At 37.7% G+C, this 23,902-nt stretch carries 16 protein-coding genes, 6 tRNA genes and 1 rRNA gene; 14 read left to right on the forward strand and 9 right to left on the reverse strand.

The annotated features are described in order from the left end of the window. Window positions 1–111: 111 nt before the first annotated feature. Window positions 112–1,035, reverse strand: a complete 924-nt coding sequence (gene mreC / locus A4A70_RS02630) for a rod shape-determining protein MreC (RefSeq protein ID WP_067568177.1) — start codon at window positions 1,033–1,035, stop codon at window positions 112–114. A gap of 56 nt (window positions 1,036–1,091) precedes the next feature. Then, window positions 1,092–2,135 carry a rod shape-determining protein MreB gene (mreB, locus tag A4A70_RS02635; RefSeq protein WP_067568179.1) on the reverse strand — a complete coding sequence of 348 codons (1,044 nt, stop codon included), beginning with the start codon at window positions 2,133–2,135 and terminating at the stop codon, window positions 1,092–1,094. Between the two features lie 1,249 nt (window positions 2,136–3,384). Between mreB and aroQ the strand changes: the two genes are divergently transcribed. The 3 genes from aroQ to accC are packed head-to-tail and all read left to right on the forward strand — an operon-like array spanning window position 3,385 to window position 5,678. Then, the gene (gene aroQ, locus A4A70_RS02640; RefSeq protein ID WP_067568181.1) at window positions 3,385–3,837 is read left to right on the forward strand and encodes a type II 3-dehydroquinate dehydratase; all 453 of its coding nucleotides are present in this window, start codon (window positions 3,385–3,387) and stop codon (window positions 3,835–3,837) included. 30 nt (window positions 3,838–3,867) lie between these two features. Beyond that, window positions 3,868–4,317 (forward strand): acetyl-CoA carboxylase biotin carboxyl carrier protein, encoded by a 450-nt coding sequence (accB, locus tag A4A70_RS02645; RefSeq protein ID WP_067568183.1) that lies wholly within the window; start codon window positions 3,868–3,870, stop codon window positions 4,315–4,317. A gap of 11 nt (window positions 4,318–4,328) precedes the next feature. Then, a complete protein-coding gene (gene accC, locus A4A70_RS02650; RefSeq protein ID WP_067568185.1) occupies window positions 4,329–5,678 on the forward strand; it encodes an acetyl-CoA carboxylase biotin carboxylase subunit in 1,350 nt (449 codons plus the stop codon). Window positions 5,679–5,985: 307 nt separating this feature from the next. Here accC and pgm read toward each other — a convergent pair whose 3' ends face one another. After that, window positions 5,986–7,632 carry a phosphoglucomutase (alpha-D-glucose-1,6-bisphosphate-dependent) gene (gene pgm / locus A4A70_RS02655; RefSeq protein ID WP_067568187.1) on the reverse strand — a complete coding sequence of 549 codons (1,647 nt, stop codon included), beginning with the start codon at window positions 7,630–7,632 and terminating at the stop codon, window positions 5,986–5,988. A gap of 382 nt (window positions 7,633–8,014) precedes the next feature. On the opposite strand from pgm, the gene fldA reads away from it, so the two are divergent. The 5 genes from fldA to A4A70_RS02680 all read left to right on the forward strand — a co-directional run bounded on the left by fldA (window position 8,015) and on the right by A4A70_RS02680 (window position 9,191). After that, window positions 8,015–8,545, forward strand: a complete 531-nt coding sequence (fldA, locus tag A4A70_RS02660) for a flavodoxin FldA (protein ID WP_067568189.1) — start codon at window positions 8,015–8,017, stop codon at window positions 8,543–8,545. A 262-nt stretch (window positions 8,546–8,807) separates the two neighbouring features. After that, window positions 8,808–8,892 (forward strand) — tRNA-Leu (locus A4A70_RS02665). A 31-nt stretch (window positions 8,893–8,923) separates the two neighbouring features. After that, window positions 8,924–8,998: transfer RNA gene (locus tag A4A70_RS02670), tRNA-Gln, on the forward strand. A 35-nt stretch (window positions 8,999–9,033) separates the two neighbouring features. Beyond that, window positions 9,034–9,107: transfer RNA gene (locus A4A70_RS02675), tRNA-Met, on the forward strand. Window positions 9,108–9,116: 9 nt separating this feature from the next. Further along, window positions 9,117–9,191 (forward strand) — tRNA-Gln (locus A4A70_RS02680). Window positions 9,192–9,238: 47 nt separating this feature from the next. On the opposite strand, the gene ftnA is transcribed toward A4A70_RS02680, so the two are convergent. The 4 genes from ftnA to dusA form a co-directional block, all read right to left on the reverse strand. Further along, the gene (gene ftnA, locus A4A70_RS02685; protein ID WP_067568191.1) at window positions 9,239–9,736 is read right to left on the reverse strand and encodes a non-heme ferritin; all 498 of its coding nucleotides are present in this window, start codon (window positions 9,734–9,736) and stop codon (window positions 9,239–9,241) included. 440 nt (window positions 9,737–10,176) lie between these two features. Beyond that, window positions 10,177–11,373, reverse strand: a complete 1,197-nt coding sequence (locus A4A70_RS02690) for an amino acid aminotransferase (RefSeq protein WP_067568193.1) — start codon at window positions 11,371–11,373, stop codon at window positions 10,177–10,179. Between the two features lie 191 nt (window positions 11,374–11,564). Beyond that, a complete protein-coding gene (gene dnaB / locus A4A70_RS02695) occupies window positions 11,565–12,962 on the reverse strand; it encodes a replicative DNA helicase (protein ID WP_067568195.1) in 1,398 nt (465 codons plus the stop codon). Window positions 12,963–13,120: 158 nt separating this feature from the next. Beyond that, window positions 13,121–14,137, reverse strand: a complete 1,017-nt coding sequence (gene dusA / locus A4A70_RS02700; protein ID WP_067568197.1) for a tRNA dihydrouridine(20/20a) synthase DusA — start codon at window positions 14,135–14,137, stop codon at window positions 13,121–13,123. A gap of 565 nt (window positions 14,138–14,702) precedes the next feature. Here dusA and zur point away from each other — a divergent pair. Next, a complete protein-coding gene (gene zur / locus A4A70_RS02705; protein ID WP_067568199.1) occupies window positions 14,703–15,155 on the forward strand; it encodes a zinc uptake transcriptional repressor Zur in 453 nt (150 codons plus the stop codon). A 390-nt stretch (window positions 15,156–15,545) separates the two neighbouring features. Further along, window positions 15,546–18,011 carry a glycerol-3-phosphate 1-O-acyltransferase PlsB gene (gene plsB / locus A4A70_RS02710; protein WP_067568200.1) on the forward strand — a complete coding sequence of 822 codons (2,466 nt, stop codon included), beginning with the start codon at window positions 15,546–15,548 and terminating at the stop codon, window positions 18,009–18,011. Window positions 18,012–18,150: 139 nt separating this feature from the next. On the opposite strand, the gene pgi is transcribed toward plsB, so the two are convergent. Both pgi and orn read right to left on the reverse strand, forming a co-directional pair. Continuing rightward, window positions 18,151–19,794 (reverse strand): glucose-6-phosphate isomerase, encoded by a 1,644-nt coding sequence (gene pgi / locus A4A70_RS02715; RefSeq protein ID WP_067568202.1) that lies wholly within the window; start codon window positions 19,792–19,794, stop codon window positions 18,151–18,153. Window positions 19,795–19,995: 201 nt separating this feature from the next. After that, window positions 19,996–20,532: an oligoribonuclease gene (orn, locus tag A4A70_RS02720; protein ID WP_067568204.1), complete on the reverse strand. Its 537-nt coding sequence runs from the start codon at window positions 20,530–20,532 to the stop codon at window positions 19,996–19,998. 138 nt (window positions 20,533–20,670) lie between these two features. Between orn and asd the strand changes: the two genes are divergently transcribed. The 4 genes from asd (at window position 20,671) to A4A70_RS02740 (ending at window position 23,781) form a co-directional block, all read left to right on the forward strand. Next, window positions 20,671–21,549, forward strand: coding sequence for an archaetidylserine decarboxylase (asd, locus tag A4A70_RS02725; protein WP_067568206.1), 879 nt, complete (start codon window positions 20,671–20,673; stop codon window positions 21,547–21,549). Window positions 21,550–21,975: 426 nt separating this feature from the next. Next, window positions 21,976–23,527, forward strand: a 16S ribosomal RNA gene (locus A4A70_RS02730). A gap of 73 nt (window positions 23,528–23,600) precedes the next feature. Then, window positions 23,601–23,677: transfer RNA gene (locus A4A70_RS02735), tRNA-Ile, on the forward strand. Window positions 23,678–23,708: 31 nt separating this feature from the next. Further along, a tRNA-Ala gene (locus A4A70_RS02740) sits at window positions 23,709–23,781 on the forward strand. Window positions 23,782–23,902 lie beyond the last annotated feature (121 nt).

Consider the following 23,902-nt stretch of genomic DNA (forward strand, 5'->3'; position numbering starts at 1 on the left):
GATGTTATTTGTACTAGTGGCTGAACTATATAATTTGCCTCCACTGGTACGTCCGCTCTGTCAGCTGTTACTTATTCCTAGCTGGATGTTGATGCTAGGAGACGGGGTTAATTATCCTCTAGTATCCGAGTAAGATAAAACCTGCGGCATCTGCATTAACCGCTCGTTTGCTACACGATAAACTGCCTCAGGGGGTAGAGGTACCTCGCCTGTTGTAGTACTCCTCCATACCAAAAGTAAATAGCGTAGACGTTGCAAATCGGCGGTTGGCCGCGCCTGAATAACTGTATATGCACGCTGGGTATCAATTTTAACCGACGATACCATCGCCACTGGATACCCTTCAGGAAAACGTCCATCTAAGCCGGAAGTTACTAGCATGTCGCCTACGTTGATATCAGTATGGTCCGGCAAGGGCTCCAGTTTCAGTTTTTTGTTGCAGCCGTTACCTGTCACAATCACTCGTATATTATTACGCATAACCTGAATCGGCATCGCATGAGCTGCATCACAAATTAGTAAAACCCTACTAGTAAGCTTACTAGTAGCGATCACCTGACCTACCACGCCTTTATCGCTTATAACTGGCTGACCGACATATACGCCATTATTTAGTCCCTTGTCGATCACTACCTGATCACTGTAAGAATCGGTGCTGGTAGAAATAACCTGGGTAACCATTTTTGGTTCATTATGATGCAGCGGCGATCCTAGCAACTCACGTAATAGGGAGTTTTCCTGCTGATACTGCTTTAACAGCAATTGTGCGCTATTTTTCAACAGTAATTCCTGACGTAACGCACGGTTTTCCAGCACTAACTGAGTGCGTATCGCTAGCGTCTGCGATACATTATCTAGCATCTGACGCGTGCTGTTGGCCAGAAAATATAATGGACTGATTGCAGTGTCCATATAAGTGCGAATTTTAACGAACGTCCTTAACTGGCTATCGGCGATAATTATAATAATCGCAACCATTACCGCCAAAAAAAGTCGAAGTTGCAAAAAATGATTTCTGCTAAAAATGGGCCTCATAAACTATGTGTTTAACTCAATAAAAAAAGAGAATATCTCTGGGTAGCAGTAGGTCTTTATTCTTCGCTGAATAAATCACCACCGTGCATATCGATCATCTCTAGTGCCTTACCGCCTCCGCGGGCTACGCAAGTTAGTGGGTCTTCTGCCGCTACTACGGGGATACCTGTTTCTTCCATCAACAGGCGGTCGAGATTAAGCAACAGAGCGCCGCCCCCGGTAAGGACCATACCGCGCTCGGAAATATCGGAAGCTAATTCCGGAGGACATTGTTCCAATGCCACCATTACTGCGCTGACAATACCAGTTAATGGCTCCTGCAGTGCCTCTAGAATTTCGTTTGAATTTAAAGTAAAACCCCGCGGAACACCTTCGGCCAGATTCCTACCGCGCACTTCTATTTCACGTACCGCGTCATCTGGATAGGCGGAACCAATACAGTGTTTGATTCGTTCCGCAGTTGCCTCGCCAATCAGCGAGCCGTAATTACGCCGTACATAGTTAATAATAGCTTCATCAAAGCGATCGCCACCAATGCGTACAGATGAAGAGTACACCACGCCATTAAGGGAGATAACTGCTACTTCAGTGGTGCCACCACCGATATCAACTACCATCGAGCCTGTGGCCTCAGAAACCGGTAGACCAGCACCGATTGCTGCCGCCATTGGTTCTTCAATCAAAAATACCTCGCGCGCTCCTGCTCCCTGTGCGGATTCACGAATAGCGCGGCGCTCTACCTGCGTGGCTCCCACCGGGACGCACACCAGCACACGTGGGCTGGGACGCATAAAACTATTGCTGTGAACTTGTTTAATGAAGTGTTGTAGCATTTTCTCAGTAACGAAGAAATCGGCGATGACGCCATCCTTCATCGGCCGTATAGCTGCGATGTTGCCAGGCGTACGCCCTAGCATCTGCTTGGCTTCATGGCCAACGGCTGCAACACGTTTCGTATAACCAGCGCGGCCCTGACGAATAGCAACGACAGACGGTTCGTTTAGTACAATACCCTGTTCTTTTACATATATAAGGGTATTGGCAGTACCCAGATCAATGGATAAGTCATTGGAAAATATGCCACGAATTTTTTTAAACATAAATTAATAATTATAGTTAGGACAAAATAAATTTTATTTACTTTACCCATCGAGAGAAGTAACTACAAGACTTAACGTCATCTAGATGAAAATAAATCCTGGTTAATATTTTAACTGATAAACAAAGTATCTTACTTATTTTTTTAATAAAAAAGTACAAATTAAAATTTGTATTTAGCAATTATATTATTTTTTTTTAATTTAAAATATCTAATTATTATTGGATATGGTAGTCTATTTACAATAGTTAACTCAAAAATTACTAAATAGTTTACTTGGTAAATCTACTTTATTATAAAATATTGTATACTAAATAATTATATTATATATAGTAATCTGACCATCAGAGGTAATAATAAGGTTAAATTATAATAGTTACTAATTTTATAACTGCACCATCTTTAATTACTAGATGTTTTCATGGTTCTTCTTAAGAAGAATCTGCCTATTTTTAAAAAAAATCTGCCTATAGCAGATTTTTAAAATTTAGTTAAATTAAATAACGTTTAAAGATTCTTTATACTAGAAGATAAACAGGCTTACTAAGCAGTAGTTTATTAATAGCTATCTTGATTCCTATTTTTTTGAAGGAGACTACTTGCTTTAGTATTATTTAGTGTTTATTACAATTCTTGTAGTTATATTGATTAACTCAGCTAGCATAGAAGTAAATAATAGTGTATAGAAAAATATCTATATTAATATTATTAGGTATACAATACTAATATCTATTGTAGATAAGCTAATTTTTATACTAATAGTATTAGTATCTTAGAAGTAAGATTGTAACTAACTAATCTAATTAGATTAACTTAATATATTAATCTTTAATATTTTTTAGATTTTAAAAATAAATATTTTATTTTAATAAACTAATTTAACTTTTAGGTAAAATTCTAGAGTAAATATTCTATAATATTTGTATATTTTACTGTTATTGTGGACCAATATTTGTCTAAATAATAATCTCTAATATTGTACTTACTACATAGCGGTCAAATATTTTTACTGGTCATTTACTAAGAAAAATAATGATGATGCACTACATATACATCGTAGTCTAACTACGTTCAAAAAAAAACTAGTAATTTTACTATTAATAGGCACAATGTAATTATAATACCTCATCTATTATCATAACTGATCTATGTGGCAAATTAATACTGAATTTTTAGTAAAATATGATAAATTGTTTACTGTTTGTTATTTTTTACGGGATAACGTAAGTTTTTAGGGAGATCACCATATAATGGCAGACAAATTCCATATTTTACTACTTAATGGACCTAATCTAAATCTGCTAGGTACACGAGAACCAGATAAATATGGTCATACTACGCTTGCAGAAATCATCACGTCTATGAGCGCGCATACTGACCAATTAGGAGCAAAACTCAGCTATTTTCAATCTAATGCAGAATATGCGCTGATAGATCGTATTCATCAATCGCAGGGAAATACAGATTTTATCCTCATCAATCCGGCAGCATTTACACATACCAGCGTTGCTCTTCGCGATGCGCTGTTAGCGGTAAACATCCCGTTTATTGAGATTCATCTCTCTAATGTGCATGCACGGGAATTTTTCCGCCATCAATCTTATCTATCTGATATAGCTGTTGGCGTGATATGCGGCCTCGGTACAGATGGATATCACTTTGCTTTACAGACGGCAGTTAAACGCCTGTCAAAATTTAATTAATTAGAGTAATTAGAGTATGGAACACCACTCATGGATATTAGTAAAATCAAAAAACTGATTGAATTGGTTAAGGAATCTAGCATTTCTGAACTGGAAATTTCTGAAGGTAAAGAATCGGTTCGTATCAGTTATACTACGGCGCAGTTGGCCAATCAGGCTTATATTCCTACGGTGCAACAGCAATCGTTGTCCCCTGAAGCCACACCGGTTGCAGCAGAAGCTAACGCCGGGCTCGCAACCATGAGCGGTCATCTTGTGCGCTCGCCGATGGTTGGTACCTTTTACCGCACTCCAAGCCCGGATGCGATCCCCTTCATCGAAGTAGGGAAACAAGTAAATATTGGCGATACCCTTTGTATTGTTGAAGCCATGAAAATGATGAACCAGATTGAATCTGATAAAGCGGGCGTAGTGAAAGCTATCTTACTGGATAACGGTCAACCGGTTGAGTTTGACGAGCCACTGGTCGTAATCGAATAAAGAGAAGCCAAATGCTAGATAAAATTGTCATCGCTAACCGCGGTGAAATTGCACTGCGTATTCTGCGCGCATGCAAAGAATTAGGTATCAAAACCGTGGCGGTATACTCTACAGCCGACCGAGATCTGAAACATGTGCTGCTGGCCGATGAAACTATATGCATCGGTCCATCGCCCTCGATAAAAAGCTATCTTAATATTCCTGCCATCATCTCAGCTGCGGAAATGACCGGCTCGATGGCTATTCACCCCGGCTACGGTTTTTTGTCTGAAAACGCTGATTTTGCTGAGCAAGTTGAATGTTCAGGCTTTATATTTATCGGCCCACGAGCAGAAACTATTAGACTAATGGGTGATAAAGTATCTGCTATTAATGTAATGAAAACAGTCTGCGTGCCTTGTGTACCTGGCTCAGACGGTCCATTAGATGAAAATATAGAGAAAAATCGTGCCATCGCTAACCATATCGGCTATCCGGTTCTTATAAAAGCTTCTGGCGGCGGTGGCGGGCGTGGTATGCGCGTAGTGCGCAGCGATAAAGATCTCCAAGCCGCTATCCTAATGACACGCGCCGAAGCAAAAGCTGCATTCAATAATGATATGGTCTATATGGAAAAGTATTTGGAGAATCCACGCCATATTGAGATCCAGGTGTTGGCCGACGGTAAAGGTAATGCTATTTATCTAGCTGAGCGTGACTGCTCGATGCAGCGCCGCCACCAAAAGGTAATTGAAGAAGCACCTGCGCCGGGTATTACAGAATCGGTACGCTGCTTTATCGGCGAACGCTGTGTTAACGCCTGCATGAAGATAGGCTACCGCAGTGCTGGCACATTTGAATTTCTATATGAAGACGGAAAATTTTTCTTCATAGAAATGAACACACGGATCCAAGTAGAACATCCAGTAACTGAGATGATAACAGGTGTAGATCTGATCAAAGAGCAGTTACGCATTGCTGCTGGCCAACCTTTATCGCTTAAACAAGCGGATATTAAAGTAGCAGGTCATGCAGTAGAATGCCGTATAAATGCTGAGGATCTAACAAATTTTCTGCCAAGTCCCGGTAAAATAACCCGTTTTCATGCACCAGGTGGCTTAGGAGTACGTTGGGAGTCTCATATTTATGCCGGTTACTCCGTACCACCATATTATGATTCCATGATAGGTAAACTTATTTGTTTTGGCGAAAATAGAGAAGTATCTATCGTTCGTATGAAAAACGCGTTAGCGGAGCTAATTATTGATGGTATTAAAACTAATATCAATTTGCAGCTAGAAATAATGAACGACGAGCATTTTCAGCATAGTGAAACAAACATTCATTATTTAGAGAATAAACTTGGGTTACAAGAAACTTAAACACTAAAAGAAAGATTAAAGTTGATTTTGTTGCAGTATTATTTAGTTTTTTCTCAGCAGAGATTAAAAGTTGTATCCTAGTACAACTACTAAAGGTAAGTAAATTAATATGTTGTTACTTGTAAACTTAGTAGCTGAGTAAATCAGTACAAATACAGTGCAAGCTAAAATATATTAGTTTAAACTAAATTAGTTTTTGCTAATTTAGATAGCTAAACGCTAAACTAGCCAATGGTTAATTAAATTAGTTCGTTGTTTAGTAAATAGGCTGCTTCCAAAGCGAAAAACAAGCCCGTTAAATTAAAACTTAATTATTTTCTATCTCTGATAGTAGATCTCTGATGAGATCTACTGCCTCTTTCTCGATTTGCTGTCGATGATCAATGCCAAGGAAGCTTTCACAATAAATCTTATAGAATTCTTCTGTGCCGGAAGGGCGGGCTACGAACCAGCCATTTTGCGTAATTACCTTCAGACCACCAATAGCAGCGTTATTCCCTGGCGCAATGTTCAGACGGGCGGTAATCGCGTCCTGCGCTAATGTGCGGGCCCTGAACTGCGCAGGAAACAGCTTAGACAAAATCATCTTCTGTGCATTTGTGGCAGGCTCCTGAATAAGGTTATAGCTCGGAGCTCCAAAGCGCTGTGCCAGTTTATCGTAGTGCTGCTGAGGATTGTTACCGGTTACGGCAGTAATCTCTGCTGCCAGTAGGCACATGATGATGCCGTCTTTGTCTGTGGACCAGGGCTGGCGGTCAAAACACAAAAAAGAAGCCCCGGCGCTCTCCTCGCCACCGAAACCTAAACTGCCCTCAAACAGCCCATCCCCAAACCATTTGAAACCAACTGGGACTTCTACTAGCTTGCGAGCAAGACTATTGACCACTCGGTCTATTATTACGCTGGACACTAGTGTTTTGCCTACTCCAACCTTATGCCCCCATTGGGGACGATGCTGAAACAGATAGTTTATGGCGGTTGCTAAATAATGATTCGGGTTCATTAAACCGGCCGGCGTAACTATACCATGCCGATCATGGTCGGGATCGTTGGCAAAAGCTATCGCGAATTTATCGCGCAGAGTTAATAGCCCCGCCATCGCTGATTCTGATGAACAATCCATACGGATAATACCATCATGATCAAGATGCATGAATCGAAAGGTTTGATCAACCTGGTCATTGACCAGGGTTAAATCAAGTCTGTAGTACTCGGCTATGCGTTGCCAATAGTCTATACCGGCACCACCCAACGGAGCAACGCCCAGTTTTAGCCTAGCTTGTTTAATCCGCTGCATGTTTATCACGCTGATCAGCCCTTCTACATAGGGTTGCACTAGATCGCGGGCATGAATATAGCCACTTTGCCAGGCTTGACTTAGTGTCAATCGTTTAACACCACGTAGATTATCTATTAGCAGTGCATTAGCGCGTTTTTCTATAACTAGTATCATGTTACTATCAGCTGGCCCGCCGTTAGGCGAGTTATACTTGATACCGCCATCCTCTGGTGGGTTATGGGATGGCGTAAGTATGATACCATCAGCCTGTGCTCCGCCGCTATTATAGCGCAAAATAGCGTTGGAAATCGCTGGTGTAGGTGTATAGCCATTATTGGCCTGCACAATAACCTCTATGTAGTTAGCAGTTAACACTTCTAACACCGAGTTAAAAGCTGGTTCAGAAAGCGCATGAGTATCTTTGCCTACATAACATGGCCCATAAACGCCCTGTTTTACTCGAGCTTCAGCGATAGCCTGACTAATGGCCAAAATATGGGCTTCGTTAAAGCTATAGCGTCTAGAACTGCCACGGTGACCTGAGGTGCCGAACTTTACCGCCTGAGCCCTATTACCCGGTTCTGGTCGCAATGTATAATATTGCGAAGTTAATTGTGCCACATTAATTAAATCATTTTGGCAAGCGGGTTGCCCGGCGCGGGGGTGATTGGGCATCGGAGCTTCTTCTTCCTTTGATTACAGGTAAAAGATATCTGGGTAATAAATATTATATATTATATGTAGATAGCTAAATAAGTTAACTGCTACTTAAGTAAGAAAATCAGATTGATTATAATTTAATCTTTTTCTACTACAAGATTGTTTATCTTAACTTATTTGTCTAAAAAATTAGCATAACTTCAGTGCCTATAACTAGTATAGGCAGAACTATTGAGACTTCATATAATTTTTAGTTAATGAAACTACTGGCTTAGCAACAATAGTGCTCAAACTTAGCTTTGCTAAACAAATTAACTTCAAATATTATTGATATTTTATCATTTTTGATAAAACTAAGACCCTAGTACATTAATTTTATAGTAAAGAGGTTATGTATATGAATAAAATAGGTATTTTTTTTGGTAGTGATACCGGTACTACCGAAAACATTGCTAAGCTCATCCAGAAACAACTGGGGTATAGCGTTGCTGATGTGTTTGACATATCTAAAAGCACAAAAAAAGATCTTGAACAATATGACCGGCTCATACTGGGTATCCCTACCTGGTATTACGGTGAAGCTCAGTGTGATTGGGAAGATTTCTTGCCCACTTTAAGAGAAATTGATTTTAATGGCAAGTTTATAGCACTCTTCGGTTGTGGAGATCAAGAAGATTATGCAGAGTATTTCTGCAATGCATTAGGAACATTACACCATATTATTAAACAGCGTGGCGCAAAGTTAGTAGGATACTGGCCTACCGTCGGTTATTATTTTGATTGTTCTAAGGGTCTAGTAGATGACAATAATTTTTTTGGTTTAGCTATCGATGAAGACCGGCAGCCGGAACTAACCAGTGAGCGCGTTGATGGATGGATTAGGCAAGTTTGTGCAGAAATGCAGTTTGAACCACTGAGCAATCAGTAGCCAGAATGGCTACTGATTGCTCGCTAAACTACGAGATTTTTTTTGTTTGATTTTTAATATGTTATTTTTATTTTCTAAGTATCCTGCATGCGATAGCATAATTTATTGCTTACCTTTTCAAGTAGTCTTCATAGTTTTATAGGCAAAAAAGTTGACTGATGTCCTTCAACTACGCATAATGCGGCTATAGAGGCTAATTTAGCTAATTAGCGTTCAACAATTATACAGTTAAAGTAACTATTAATAGTTTTAATAAAATTTTGCGGGAGTGGCGAAATTGGTAGACGCACCAGATTTAGGTTCTGGCGCCCTAAGGTGTGCGAGTTCAAGTCTCGCCTCCCGCACCATTACAACCAATTTTTATTATTTTTTAGTAAATGGGGTATAGCCAAGCGGTAAGGCAGCGGGTTTTGATCCCGCCACTCCCAGGTTCGAATCCTGGTACCCCAGCCAATATGGCCGGCCTTTAAGCCTATAATATAAATTATGGCTACGTAGCTCAGTCGGTTAGAGCACAGCACTCATAATGCTGGGGTCACAGGTTCGATTCCCGTCGTAGCCACTATATTTTTGGGGTATAGCCAAGCGGTAAGGCACCGGATTCTGATTCCGGTATTCCCAGGTTCGAATCCTGGTACCCCAGCCACTAGCCTCCAATCTTGGAGGGTAAGCGTGTATTAATCAATATATTGCTTACTTATTACCATTCATTGTTTTTAGATCTTGGTCGATAAGAAACAGTCCACCAAAGTCTGGGTTTACAAGAGAAAATTTATCTAGAATAGATTTAAATATTTTCCCTTCTTTATACTGTTTCTCTACATACCATTGTAAAAAATAAAACGTTGAATAATCTTTTAGCATCATAGAAAAGTGGGCTAAAGAATTAATTTTTTGTGTTATTATTTTCTCTTGTTCATAAGCTAGTTTAATTAAATCTAGTAAAGATAAAAAATCAACTTGTGGGGCATCAATAGACCCTAAAACCGGCATCGTTCCTGTATCATTCAAATAATCAAACAGACGGTGCATATGATACATTTCTTCGCTTGACTGAATTTTGAAGAAATTACTAGCGCCCTCAAAGCCTTTATTATTACACCAAGCACTCATTTGTAAATAAATATTAGCAGAAACAAATTCAAGGTTTAATTGTTCATTAAGCTTATTAACCATTTCTTGGGTTAACATTAACATGCCTCCTTCTTACTTAAGTCTGCACTTAATTCTGCTCGTCTTCTAAACGACCGTGTTAGCATTTGTTATGCTAACTCTAGAGTTATATCATAAAATCATAAATATCAAAAAATTACATACAGTATAGTAATAAATATGAATTATGTTTATATAAAATATAATATATATTGTTACTATAATTAGTAGTGATGTCTTATAAAGACTAGCATTACCTTACTAGTAAGTAGTAGTGACTAGTAAGTAGTAGTGACCTATCTTTAAGACAGAGTTTATTTAGGCAAATATTAATTAATATCACTGTATTAAACACTTAGAGCAGTGTTTCAGACATATTAGCGCTATTATTTTTTTTGTAGTTTTAATTAGCTAAAATTAGAATCATAGCTATTCTTTATGAGTAAGTAATTAAATATGAGGAAATAATTTTCAAGGTGTTACTGTACAGCAGCAATGGCCTGAGCAACTTTATTAACGTTAGCGGTGTTTAACCCGGCCAGGCAAATACGGCCATTTTCGATTAAATATATGCCAAAGGTATCGCGTAATTTTTTAACCTGTTTCTGGCTGAGTCCAGTATAGCTAAACATCCCGCGCTGGCGTAAAAGATAATCAAAATTATGGTTAGGTAGTTCGTTTTGTAACGCGACGAATAAGCTTTTGCGCATGGCTAAAATTCTTAGCCGCATTGCTGTAACTTCTTCGCGCCATAAAGCGTTAATTGCAGGATCAGTCAGAACCTGCGCAACAATCTGTGCACCGAATCTAGGTGGGCTAGAATAATTACAGCGTACTGTTGACTTAAGTTGTCCTAATACGCGATCAGCTTCGTCGGCGCTATCACATACTACCGATAGCTCTCCTACTCGTTCGCTATAAAGAGAAAAAATCTTTGAGAACGATTGACTTACTAGGCAAGGTAGGGCCAAGCGTGCCATTTCACGCACCACATAAGCGTCTTCATCTAGACCAACACCGAAGCCTTGATAGGCAATATCTAGAAAAGGAATCAATTGTTTTTCTGCTATGACTGTGATAAGCTGATCCCATTCAGTCTTAGTTAAATCCGAACCGGTCGGGTTATGGCAGCACGGATGCAACAACACGATACTGCAAGGTGGCAATTTCTGAAAAGCATCTCTCATAGCTGAGAAGTTAACCCCTAATAAGTTGCTGTCGAAATAAGGGTAAAAATTAACTTGGAATCCAGCGCCAGAAAAAATGGTAATATGATTTGCCCAGGTTGGATCGCTAACCCAAACTTGGGCATTAGGGAAATAGCGTTTAAGGAAATCTGCACCAACTTTTAACGCACCTGAGCCGCCTACAGTTTGAATAGTAACAATACGCGACGCCTCACGCATGGGATGATTATCGCCGAACAGCAGTGCCTGAGTTGCACTGCGATAAGATAATAAACCTTCCATCGGAAGATAAGAAGAAGAGCTTAACTTCTGGCGACGTAGTAGCATAGTTTGTGCTTCTGTCACTGACTGAAGCGTTGGAATAAGCTCTTGTTCGTTATAATAAAGTCCAATGCTTAGATTGACTCTGTCAGGGCGCGGATCCAATTTATAGTTTTCCATTAGTGTAAAGATGGGATCTCCTGCATAAGCATTAATATGTTGAAACATTGTGCACCTCTTATCGATTAATGGATCGATTAATACTTAACTAAATATTAGTTAATATAAAATAAATTTAGTTTTTTAGTATAAAATTTACTTAAACTGAATAATTTCGTTATTAATTAAGCTTAGTAGAAAGAGCTTATATTTATTACTATATGATAAGAAATATTTTTACTGATTAAGATTATTTATTGTTATCCATATAAACTAGAGTAATTATCGAAGCGTGAAAACTTTCCATTGAAGGTCAGTCGCACTGTTCCAAGAGGGCCATTACGTTGTTTACCGATAATGATTTCAGCGATACCCTTCAGATCACTATTTTCGTTGTATACTTCATCGCGGTAGATAAACATAATTAGGTCAGCATCCTGTTCAATGGAGCCTGATTCGCGAAGGTCAGAGTTAACTGGACGTTTGTCGGCGCGTTGCTCTAAACTTCTGTTTAGCTGTGATAAAGCTACTACAGGTACCTGTAGTTCTTTGGCTAGTGCCTTTAAAGAGCGTGAAATTTCGGCGATTTCTAGCGTCCTATTCTCGGACAAAGACGGCACACGCATTAGCTGAAGATAATCGATCATGATGAGACTTAGTCCGTCGTGCTCGCGGAATATTCGCCTCGCGCGCGAACGTATGTCAGTTGGAGTCAATCTAGACGAATCATCAATATACATGTTGCATTTTTCTAATAACAATCCCATGGTGCTTGAAATACGCGCCCAATCCTCGTCATCTAATTGGCCAGTGCGAATCTGGGTTTGATCTACGCGTGATAGTGAAGCTAGCATACGCATCATAATCTGTTCGACAGGCATCTCCAAACTAAAGATAAGGACCGGTTTATCCTCAGTCATGGCAGCATTTTCGCATAGGTTCATAGCGAACGTGGTTTTGCCCATTGAAGGGCGGGCAGCGATGATGATTAGATCTGATTTTTGCAGTCCAGCGGTTTTTTTATCTAGGTCCAGATATCCGCTAGAAATGCCGGTAATACCGTGGTGTGGTTTCTGATACAGTTGTTCAATGCGTGCTACGGTATCTTCAAGAATGCGGTCTATACTCTTTGGTCCCTCATTTTTGCTAATCCTATTTTCCGCGATTTTAAATACCCGTGATTCTGCCAGATCTAGCAGATCTTCGCTGCTACGGCCCTGGGGATCATAACCAGAATCAGCTATTTCTTGTGCTACATCAATAATTTCACGCACTATAGCCCGTTCACGGACAATGTCTGCGTAGGCAGAAATATTTGCAACACTAGGGGTATTTTTTGATAATTCAGCTAGATACGCAAAACCACCGACTGACTCTAGTTTTCCTTTTTGTTCTAGATACTCTGAAAGAGTGATTAAATCAATTGGTTGATTAAGATCAAGAAGGCTTTGCATTTCTATAAATATCTGTCGGTGTGAACGGTTAAAAAAATCATTGCCGCTCACTCGCTCAGCGACATTATCCCAGCGTTTATTATCTAACATTAATCCACCTAGCACCGACTGCTCAGCTTCTAACGAATGTGGCGGCATTTTTAAACTTTCAACTTGACGGTCGCGGTAACAATTTGCTTTATTAAAAAATTTTTTTTCTGACATGAAATAGTATTTAGCCTAATTAGATTAGTATTAAGATAAAGTTAAAATAAAAGATCCTTCATACATATTCGGTTATGACAAGTAGTATCAACTTTGCAGTTGATCAAGATCATTCTTGCTAACAATTTTTAATTAAATACTAGTTTTAATAATTGTTACTACGTGCCATATAAATGGTTGATATAGGCTAATGCGTTGATTAAAACCTCAGGTCCAGCACTATGTAGTTTAGCTTTCTCACTTAAATAGTATCGCCACTGCCGCGCCCCAGGTATGCCTTTAAATAACCCCAGCATATGGCGAGTAATATGGTTTAATGCTGTACCTCTAATTAATTCTTTTTCAATATAAGGTAACATAGCGTCAATTACCAGTTTCAGATTTGTTATTAGATCGGTCTCACAAAATATCTGGCTATCAATATAGCGCAATATACCTGGATTTTGATAGGCTTCACGTCCCATCATAACTCCATCGATACACTTTAGATGGTCTTGCGCGTCACCTATAGTTTTAATGTTGCCGTTAAGTATCACTGTAAGTGCAGGAAAATCTTTTTTGATGTTATAAACACGATTATAATCTAGCTCTGGTATCTCTCGGTTTTTTTTAGAGCGAAGGCCATTAAGACAGGCTTTACGAGCGTGGATAATAACAGTTTTACAACCCCCTTGATTAGCTACTGCATCGATAAACTCGCATAAAAACGCGTAACTATCATGCTCATCAATACCGATACGTGTTTTTACCGTTACTGGCAGTGTTACCGCTTCTTGCATTGCAGCAACACATTCTGCTACGCGCTTTTTTTCTGCCATAAGATATGCACCAAAACTGCCTTTTTGTACACGATAGGAAGGACAACCAACATTGAGATTAATTTCATCATAGCCCCTCTCTGCAGCCATTCTTGCACAGCAAGCTAGTACAGTTGGTTCACAACCGCCCAATTGTAGCGCTAAAGGATGCTCTGCCTCATTATAGGCTAGGTAATCTTTTTTACCGAATAAAAGTGCGTTAGTAGTCACCATTTCGGTATACAGTAATGCGCGTCGGCTAAGTTGACGCAGGAAAAATCGACAATGACGATCGGTCCAGTTTAACATCGGCGCGACGCTAAAGCGGCCAGGGGCTAGAGTTACCATTCTAGCTGATTCTTTTATTAAAGACTGCATATTTAAACACTTCATATTAATATGATTCGATCATGATTACGACTGCTGAATGATTCATACACTGAATGCAGTAATTCTACCACATTATTAATTATTTTCTGTGCCTACCATCTACTCTGGGCTCAGAGCGCATACAGTTTATTCTTTTTTATTGTCTCTTGTTTGATTTGTTTTTTTTGTTTATATAAATTATATATTATTATTTTTAGTAACAATATTAAATTAATAGTTATGTAGTAACTTTATTTAAAAAAAATAAACAAAATTTTTTAAAAAAAAATTAATCTCACTTAAGTTAGTTATCTTATTTATTTGATAGAGGTATTACTATTTTAATTAATTTTAAAAGAATTAGTTAATATTTATTAGTCAATAGAATACACCTTTTTATAGTTAGTTATAGAAATTATAATTAATTATAAAAAATATAATTTATATCTAAGTTAAGTAAATATCTATTAATGCACTAGTATAGTGTTTAATAGCTACATTATGTTGTTACTTTCTTAAAAAAATAAAGTATTTTTAATATTACCTTTATCTTATTAACTAGGAAGCAAGCTGAATGAAAGCTATTACTGATAACCTACTGCTTATCCAGGCAGAACAATTATGTGAGCAAAGGAGCGTCCGCATGACTCCGTTGCGGATGGAGGTTTTGCGTCTGATATCTCAACAAAACGGTGCGATAAGCGCTTATGATTTACTAAATCTATTGCGCCAGTCAGAACCACATGCAAAGCCGCCAACTATATATCGTGCGCTTGATTTTCTACGTGAACAAAGGTTTATCCATCGCGTTGAGTCAACAAATAGTTTTATGCTCTGCCATCATTTAACTGAGCCTTTACATACCTCAGTTTTTTTTATATGCGATCGCTGTGGATTAGTTACCGAACAGAAAACTAAGAATACAAAAAATATTATGAAACGCATGGCCTCTACGGCTGGTTTTTTTGTCTTTCATACCGTTATGGAGGTGCACGGATTATGCCTAAGTTGCCATAGCGCGGTGTAATTAAACAAGCTAAATTTATCAGCTTGTAAGAAATTATAATACGAGAATCCTGTATTAACAGTAATTGGAACTAGATAAACCTGATAATAGCCAGTAATATGCTGCATTGCGAACATAGGGTAGTTGCCAGTAACTAAACAAAATTAATTTAATTTAAATAATTAAAATTGTTAAAATTATTTTTAATATTAATAACTTCTAGTTAAATTATGCTGCTTTTATAAAGAAACTGATAATTTTCTCAATAGCGAATTATTTTTTTTATTTATACTATTAAATTAATAAACTCTGTACTTAATAGTATTAACTTTAATACTACCATAAATATGGTATTACTTTTCTATTTTTTCCATAGCGTTACTAAAAAAACTAAGAGGCTTTACAGAAAAAATGTCTTGTTGTCATATTTTTTTTTATAATCTATTAAATAGCATGCTGAAATTTCTAGTAAAAAGTAAAATTGTTCCAGCTGGTTTACGTAATGCAGCATGTCTGGATACCAGACAGCCTATTATTTATATTCTACCTTATAATTCTAAGATAGATTTATTAACTTTACGTATGCAATGCTTGCAACAGGATTTACCTGATCCTATTAAGCCGCTTCAGATCAATAATTTCAGCATGCCTAGATGTATTTTTACTTATGAAAATACACGATTATTATCACGTTACCCTAAAAAATCTACATCCGTCTCTTTAGTTAATCGTTATCTAGATTTATATCGCTTAAATTCTGACCTAGATATACAAATTATACTTATTTTCATTATTTTCGGCCGTTCTCCGGGGAGAGAAATAAAAAATCATTCCCTAGTTTTTCAGTTAAAACTAGTAAAAATAATTAAAAAAATTTTTACGGTAATTTGGTTTGGTCGAGATAGTTTTATACACTTTTCCCGCCCGTTATCTATGCGTGATTTAATAACTAAACACGGTACACACAAATCTATATCCCAGAACCTTATTAGATTAGCACGAATATACTTTACCAGACAGCACCTAGTAATGATTGGACCGCGTTTGCCGGTGCGTAAGGATTTATTCAAAAAAATACTAGAATATAAAATAATTAAAAAATCGATACAAAATGAAGCACGTAGTAAAAAACTGTCAGTAAAAAAAGCACAGCAAAATGCTATTAAACTTCTGGAAGAGATCGCTGCTAACTTCTCATATGAAGCAATTCGCCTGTTTGATCGATTACTAGGTTGTACCTGGAACTGGTGTTACCAGGGAATATATGTGCGTAATGCCGAGCGAGTTCGTACATTAGCAGAAAAAGGCCATAAGATAGTCTATCTTCCCTGCCACCGTAGCCATATGGATTACTTACTGCTCTCTTACGTTATATATCATCAAGGTTTAGTACCGCCGCATATCGCCGCAGGCATTAACCTAAATTTTTGGCCGGCTGGCACGATTTTCCGACGCTTGGGTGCATTCTTTATACGTCGCACTTTTAAAGCTAATAAGCTTTACTCCAATATTTTCCGTGAATACCTTGGTGAGTTATTTAACCGTGGCTACTCGGTAGAGTATTTTATTGAAGGAGGACGCTCCAGAACCGGACGTCTGCTGGAGCCAAAAACTGGTATACTGACTATGACCATCCAGACTATGCTACGCGGTGGTAATCTACCTATTACGCTAGTACCAATTTATATTGGCTATGAGCATGTTATAGAAGTAGCTAACTATGCTAATGAGTTACGCAGTACGACAAAAAAATATAGTTTTTTTTATCAAAAAATACCTAGCTTACGTAAGCTAGGTAAAGGCTATGTTACTTTTGGCGACCCAATACATCTAGATACTTGGCTATCTCAAGAAGTACCGCATTGGCGTGATTCCATTAATTCTATAGAAATCCAACGGCCTAAATGGTTATCACTAGTGGTGGATAAGATAGCCACCACCATTATGGTACGTATTAATAATGCCGCAGTTGTTAATGCGATTAACATTTGCTCCAGCATCTTATTAGTATCATGCCAGTATTCGCTAACTCGCACACAGTTGCTGTCGCAACTTACCTGTTATCTGGACTTACTTCGTAATGTGCCTTATGCATATGATGTTACTGTTCCCAATATGATGCCTGAGGAGTTATTTGAACATGCGTTAGCGATGAATAAGTTTTCTATTCAAAATAATACTGTTAGTGATATTATCTTTTTATCAAGAGAACAAATAATATTAATGAATTATTATCGTAATAATATTCAGCATCTTTTAGTATTACCGTCTCTAGTAGCAAATATAATTTATTATAACCACGGTATCGCTCTTGAACAGTTAAAGCAACGTATTTTAATACTTTATCCTTTATTCAAAGCAGAGCTGTTTATGTGCTATAGTAAGCAACAATTACTTACGGTTATCGATGATCTTATTACAGAACTGTCGCGGCAGGGTTTATTAAAAAAACAGGTATCATCATTATATCCAGTACCGCTTAAACTTTTTTCTTTACAGTTGCTCGCTGCCTGTGTGAACGAAATTTTACAGCGTTATAATATAATTTTTTCATTATTACGCATCTATCCTCAGATAAACAGGGACACTCTGGGAAAAAAAAGCCGAATAATTGCTCAACAACTATCGGTATTATACGGAATTAATGCACCTGATTTTTTTGACAAAACTATTTTCTCTACCATAATCAGTACACTGCGTTCAGAAGGATATATCAATGATAATAGTAATAATATCAATGAAAAATTAAGCAAAATGTGTTCTATATTAAGCGAATTAATTACACCTGAGGTGCTTAAAACTATTCAATATGCTAGTATAATGATGATTAACAAACCAAATATAACTACACTGCCAACTGCACAGTCAGCAGACTAAGTACTTACAAATAAATCTATCAAAAAAAATTTGCATAAAATGCAAGAAAATTTAATTAATCAAAACCTAAATATTAATTATAATTATAGTATTTTGTGGTAGTTAAAAAAAGATATTGTTTTTTATATAAAAACTACTTTTAGTTACGCCAAGATTTATATCGGTTAATCAATCCATTAGTAGAACTATCATGTGAAGTTATATAATCATCTTGCACTAGTTCAGGTAATATTTTATTAGCAAGTTGCTTACCTAACTCAACGCCCCATTGATCAAAGGAGTAAATGTTTAATATTACTCCTTGGGTAAAAATCTTATGCTCATATAAGGCAATTAGTGCCCCTAAACTATAGGGGGTAATCTTACGCAATAAAATTGAGTTAGTTGGACGATTACCCTCAAAAACCTTAAATGGTATTATATTCGGCTCAGGCATTTTAACATAATTATAAAATTCCTGTTTTATAAATTTCCGAGCTTTACCAAAAGCTAACGCTTCGGTCTGTGCAAAAAAGTTCGAAAGTAACTTAGCGTGATGATCATTCATAGGATTGTGGCTAATAGCAGGTGCAATAAAATCACAGGGAATAATTTTAGTACCTTGATGAAGTAGTTGATAGAAAGCATGCTGCCCATTCGTGCCAGGTTCCCCCCAAATAATAGGACCTGTTTGGTAACTAACCGTCTGACCATTACGATCAACATTTTTACCATTAGACTCCATATTTACCTGTTGTAAATATGCAGGTAAGCGATGCATGTATTGATCATACGGCAAAATAGCCTCTGTTTCTACGCCAAAAAAATTATTATACCAAATGCTGATTAGCGCTAGTAGCACTGGTAAATTTTTATCTAGAGGCATTTTAGTAAAATGCTGATCCATCGCATGCGCGCCAATGAGTAATTTCTCAAAATTGTGAAAACCTATTGATAATGCGATTGATAGTCCTATGGCAGACCATAGCGAATAGCGTCCGCCGACCCAGTCCCAAAATTCAAATATGTTATCGGTATTAATACCAAATTTAGCTACTGCTTTTTTATTAGTGGACAATGCGACAAAATGATGTGCAATATGTTTCTCATTTTTTGCAGTTTGTAAAAACCAATCACGAGCGCTATTAGCATTGGTCATAGTTTCTTGCGTGGTAAAAGTTTTAGAGGCTACTAAAAATAAGGTGGTTGCTGGATCCAGATGTTTTATTGTTTCAGTAAGATGTGTTCCGTCAATATTGGAAATAAAATGCATATTTATATGATTTTTATAAGGCCGTAGTGCCTCTGTAACCATATAAGGTCCTAGATCGGAACCACCGATACCAATATTAACGACATCGGTGATAATCTTTTTAGTATAACCTTTCCAATCACCATTAATGATACTTGTGCAAAACTTTTTAATCTTGTCTAGTACTGCGTTGACGTCAGGCATGACATCTTTACCGTCTAATTTTATGGAAGTATTACTGCGGTTACGTAACGCAGTATGCAGCACTGCACGATTCTCAGTATAATTAATTTTCTCACCGCTGAACATAGCGAAGATAGCTTCTTTTAGGCCGCTTGCCTCAGCAAGCGCTAACAATTTAATGATTGTCTCTTGAGTAATGCGATTTTTGGAAAAATCTACTAGCATCTGATTGCTAAAAGTTGACGAAAAAGAAAAAAAACGTTGTGGATCTTTGGCAAAGAGTTCACTTATTTGCACGTCTTTCAGGGTATCAAAATGTTTTTGTAGTACTTGCCAGGCTGTATTTTTACTTGGATTAATATTTTTCATATAGACCACTCTTATCTATAAAGAGTAACTGAAGTTACTGTACACATAAACTTTATTCAAAATTTTTATAAATAAACCTAGTAACTAAGTTTACTACAATATAGTAAAATTATCTTTTACCATAACAGATACTAAGATAAATTCTACGTATCCTACTCTAGGAGTATCCAGAGTAAATTTATTTTTTTTAAATGAAATGGTCTACAAGCAAATAAAATGCTTGCGGTAGTAAGCTAGTTCTTCTATTGACTTACGAATGTCGTCTAGTGCCTGATGGGTATTTTCCTGGTTTAGGCCATCTATGATGGCTGGTTTCCAGCGTAGTGCCAGCTCTTTCAAAGTGCTTACATCTAGATACCTATAATGGAAATACGCCTCTAGTTTCGGCATGTATTTAAATAAAAAACGCCGATCTTGGCCTATACTATTACCACAAATTGGTGATTTACCAGCAGGTACCCATTTAGTCAAAAATGCTAATGTTTCTTTTTCCGCTATAGTTTCATCAAATTTGCTTTGATGCACCCGTTTGACTAAGCCGTTTGCGGTGTGAGTATGCAGATTCCAGTTATCCATGAGTGCCAGCTGTGCTTCGGATTGATGTATTGCTAAAACTGGTCCTTCTGCTAAAATTGTTAAATTAGCATTGGTAACTATAGTTGCTATCTCAAGAATACAATCAATCTCTGGATTGAGTCCGGTCATTTCTAAATCTATCCAAATTAGATTATTATTCATTAATATAATTTGTTCATATAATTAATATTTATGTTTATGTTATTATTTATTTTTAATAAATAATTATTATTTAATAATAAATTTTCTATTTTAATCCTTTTTTTTACATTACTTGATAAGTAATAAAAAGAGGTTCCTGTGATATATAGATTAAAAATAATTTTGCAATATTTCTTGACAGTACGATGGTTAACTAAGTTCGTTGGCTGGGGAGCAGAATTATGTGGTGGATGGTTAACTCATGTAATTATTTTGCTATTTGTGTATATTTATAAAGTAAATATACAAGAAGCACAGCAACCTGATATAACTAAGTATTCTACTTTCAATGAATTTTTTATTCGTTTACTACGTAACGATGCTCGACCTATTGATACTAATCCTAGTCTACTTGTTATGCCAGTAGACGGGATTATATCTCAATTTGGCTATATCAAAGGAAATAGCCTTTTTCAAGCTAAAGGTCATTATTATAGTCTTGAAGCCTTGTTAGCTGGAAATAAAGGCATGATAGAGCAGTTTCGTAACGGTAGTTACACGACTATTTATTTGTCTCCTAGGGATTATCATCGCGTACATATGCCATGTAATGGTATTCTACGTGAAATGATGTATATACCAGGAAAATTATTTTCTGTTAATATGTTTGCTGTAGATAATATTCCTAATTTGTTCGCCCGTAATAAACGGATTGTTTGTCTATTTGATACTAAATTTGGCCCAATAGCATTAATTTTAGTAGGTGCTGTCATCGTAGGCAGTATTGAAACTGTTTGGGCTGGTACTATCACTTCATCGCGATCAGTCATGATTAAACACTGGTATTATTCAAAGGAAAATACCGCTAATTCAGTTCTTCTACTAAAAGGAGAAGAAATGGGTCTTTTTAAGCTTGGTTCTACTGTAATTGTTTTATTTAATGCTAGTAATATACTACTAGATGATTGTCTGTGTATAAATCATATTACTCGCGTTGGTCAACGGTTAGCTTACGGCATCGCGTCAATAAATACTTAATAAGTTAAATCATTTTAAAAATAAAAATATTTAATATTTATCTATATATTTAATACACCTAGTTAGATTGGTTCTAGTAAAAATTAAATGTAATAATTTTATATTAAAAATCTTAATTGATATTATAGATAATATCTATTAATAATAAATATTATATATTTAAATAATTATATATTAAACTATGCTTTTTTAATGAGACTAAGATAAAATATTATTAATATAATGATTGACATGATGTTAAAAGACTGTACAATAGGTTTCTCTTACGAGAAAGTAGTAGAAAATATTTACTTAACATTGTTCTTTAAAAATTTAATAAATAATTTGTGTGGGCACTCATTAGAAATTATCTAAGATAGCAGTAAAAATAACTCTTAAAGAGTAATTAATAACAGTTAATTATGATCTCTTTAAGTATCAAACTTTAAATTGAAGAGTTTGATCATAGCTCAGATTAAACGCTGGCGGCAAGCCTAACACATGCAAGTCGAGCGGCAACGGAAAAGAAGTAGTAATAATCTTCTTTGCCGGCGAGCGGCGGACGGGTGAGTAATGTCTGGGGATCTGCCTGATGGAGGGGGATAACTATTGGAAACGGTAGCTAATACCGCATAAAGTCAATTTAAGACCAAAATGGGGGACCTAAGGGCCTCATGCCATCAGATGAACCTAGATGGGATTAGCTAGTAGGTGGAGTAATGGCCCACCTAGGCAACGATCCCTAGCTGGTCTGAGAGGATAACCAGCCACACTGGAACTGAGATACGGTCCAGACTCCTACGGGAGGCAGCAGTGGGGAATATTGCACAATGGGGGAAACCCTGATGCAGCTATGTCGCGTGTGTGAAGAAGGCCTTCGGGTTGTAAAGCACTTTCAATGGGGAGGAAGGTAGCAATGCAAATAACGTTGCTGATTGACGTTACCCGTAGAAGAAGCACCGGCTAACTCCGTGCCAGCAGCCGCGGTAATACGGAGGGTGCAAGCGTTAATCGGAATTACTGGGCGTAAAGCGTACGCAGGCGGTTTGTTAAGTCAGATGTGAAATCCCTGGGCTTAACCTAGGAACTGCATTTGAAACTGGCAAACTAGAGTCTCGTAGAGGGGGGTAGAATTTCAGGTGTAGCGGTGAAATGCGTAGAGATCTGGAGGAATACCGATGGCGAAGGCAGCCCCCTGGACAAAGACTGACGCTCAAGTACGAAAGCATGGGGAGCAAACAGGATTAGATACCCTGGTAGTCCATGCCGTAAACAATGTCGATTTGAAGGTTGTGGCCTTGAGCCGTGGCTTTCGAAGCTAACGCGTTAAATCGACCGCCTGGGGAGTACGGCCGCAAGGTTAAAACTCAAATGAATTGACGGGGGCCCGCACAAGCGGTGGAGCATGTGGTTTAATTCGATGCAACGCGAAAAACCTTACCTACTCTTGACATCCAGAGAACTAAATAGAGATATTTAGGTGCCTTCGGGAACTCTGAGACAGGTGCTGCATGGCTGTCGTCAGCTCGTGTTGTGAAATGTTGGGTTAAGTCCCGCAACGAGCGCAACCCTTATCCTTTGTTGCCAGCGATACGGTCGGGAACTCAAAGGAGACTGCCGGTGATAAACTGGAGGAAGGTAAGGATGACGTCAAGTCATCATGGCCCTTACGAGTAGGGCTACACACGTGCTACAATGGTGCATACAAAGAGATGCTAACTCGCGAGAATCAGCAAACCTCATAAAGTGCGTCGTAGTCCGGATTGGAGTCTGCAATTCGACTCCATGAAGTCGGAATCGCTAGTAATCGTGGATCAGAATGCCACGGTGAATACGTTCCCGGGCCTTGTACACACCGCCCGTCACACCATGGGAGTGAGTTGCAAAAGAAGTAGGTAGCTTAACCTCCGGGAAGGCGCTTACCACTTTGTGGTTCATGACTGGGGTGAAGTCGTAACAAGGTAACCGTAGGGGAACCTGCGGTTGGATCACCTCCTTACCAAAAAAAGGATATTTCGAGTGAAGTGCCCACACAAATTATTTATTAAGAATAATAACAAGCAAAAAAATATAGGCTTGTAGCTCAGATGGTTAGAGCGCACCCCTGATAAGGGTGAGGTCAGTGGTTCAAGTCCACTCAGGCCTACCAACTGTGCTAGCATATTTTATATAATGTAGTAGGGGCTATAGCTCAGCTGGTAGAGCGCCTGCTTTGCACACAGGAGGTCAGCGGTTCGATTCCGCTTAGCTCCATTATCCTTAATTAAATATTATTTATTATAAATAAAATAAATAATGCTGCTCTTTAACAATTAGGAATTAAGTGAAAACTTAACATTAATACTAATAATGTATAAGCGTTAATGTTTTGTTT

This window comes from Candidatus Hoaglandella endobia (assembly GCF_900044015.1).
Classification (GTDB): Bacteria; Pseudomonadota; Gammaproteobacteria; order Enterobacterales; family Enterobacteriaceae; genus Hoaglandella; species Hoaglandella endobia.

Coding starts and splice junctions, on each gene's coding strand:
- ftnA (WP_067568191.1), bottom strand. CDS start 9,736: ATGTTAACCCAAGAAATGGTTAATAAGCTTAATGAACAATTAAACCTT.
- zur (WP_067568199.1), top strand. CDS start 14,703: ATGAAAGCTATTACTGATAACCTACTGCTTATCCAGGCAGAACAATTA.
- A4A70_RS02690 (WP_067568193.1), bottom strand. CDS start 11,373: ATGTTTCAACATATTAATGCTTATGCAGGAGATCCCATCTTTACACTA.
- orn (WP_067568204.1), bottom strand. CDS start 20,532: ATGAATAATAATCTAATTTGGATAGATTTAGAAATGACCGGACTCAAT.
- accC (WP_067568185.1), top strand. CDS start 4,329: ATGCTAGATAAAATTGTCATCGCTAACCGCGGTGAAATTGCACTGCGT.
- aroQ (WP_067568181.1), top strand. CDS start 3,385: ATGGCAGACAAATTCCATATTTTACTACTTAATGGACCTAATCTAAAT.
- pgm (WP_067568187.1), bottom strand. CDS start 7,632: ATGCCCAATCACCCCCGCGCCGGGCAACCCGCTTGCCAAAATGATTTA.
- dnaB (WP_067568195.1), bottom strand. CDS start 12,962: ATGTCAGAAAAAAAATTTTTTAATAAAGCAAATTGTTACCGCGACCGT.
- pgi (WP_067568202.1), bottom strand. CDS start 19,794: ATGAAAAATATTAATCCAAGTAAAAATACAGCCTGGCAAGTACTACAA.
- dusA (WP_067568197.1), bottom strand. CDS start 14,137: ATGCAGTCTTTAATAAAAGAATCAGCTAGAATGGTAACTCTAGCCCCT.
- mreC (WP_067568177.1), bottom strand. CDS start 1,035: ATGAGGCCCATTTTTAGCAGAAATCATTTTTTGCAACTTCGACTTTTT.
- fldA (WP_067568189.1), top strand. CDS start 8,015: ATGAATAAAATAGGTATTTTTTTTGGTAGTGATACCGGTACTACCGAA.
- mreB (WP_067568179.1), bottom strand. CDS start 2,135: ATGTTTAAAAAAATTCGTGGCATATTTTCCAATGACTTATCCATTGAT.
- accB (WP_067568183.1), top strand. CDS start 3,868: ATGGATATTAGTAAAATCAAAAAACTGATTGAATTGGTTAAGGAATCT.
- plsB (WP_067568200.1), top strand. CDS start 15,546: ATGTCTTGTTGTCATATTTTTTTTTATAATCTATTAAATAGCATGCTG.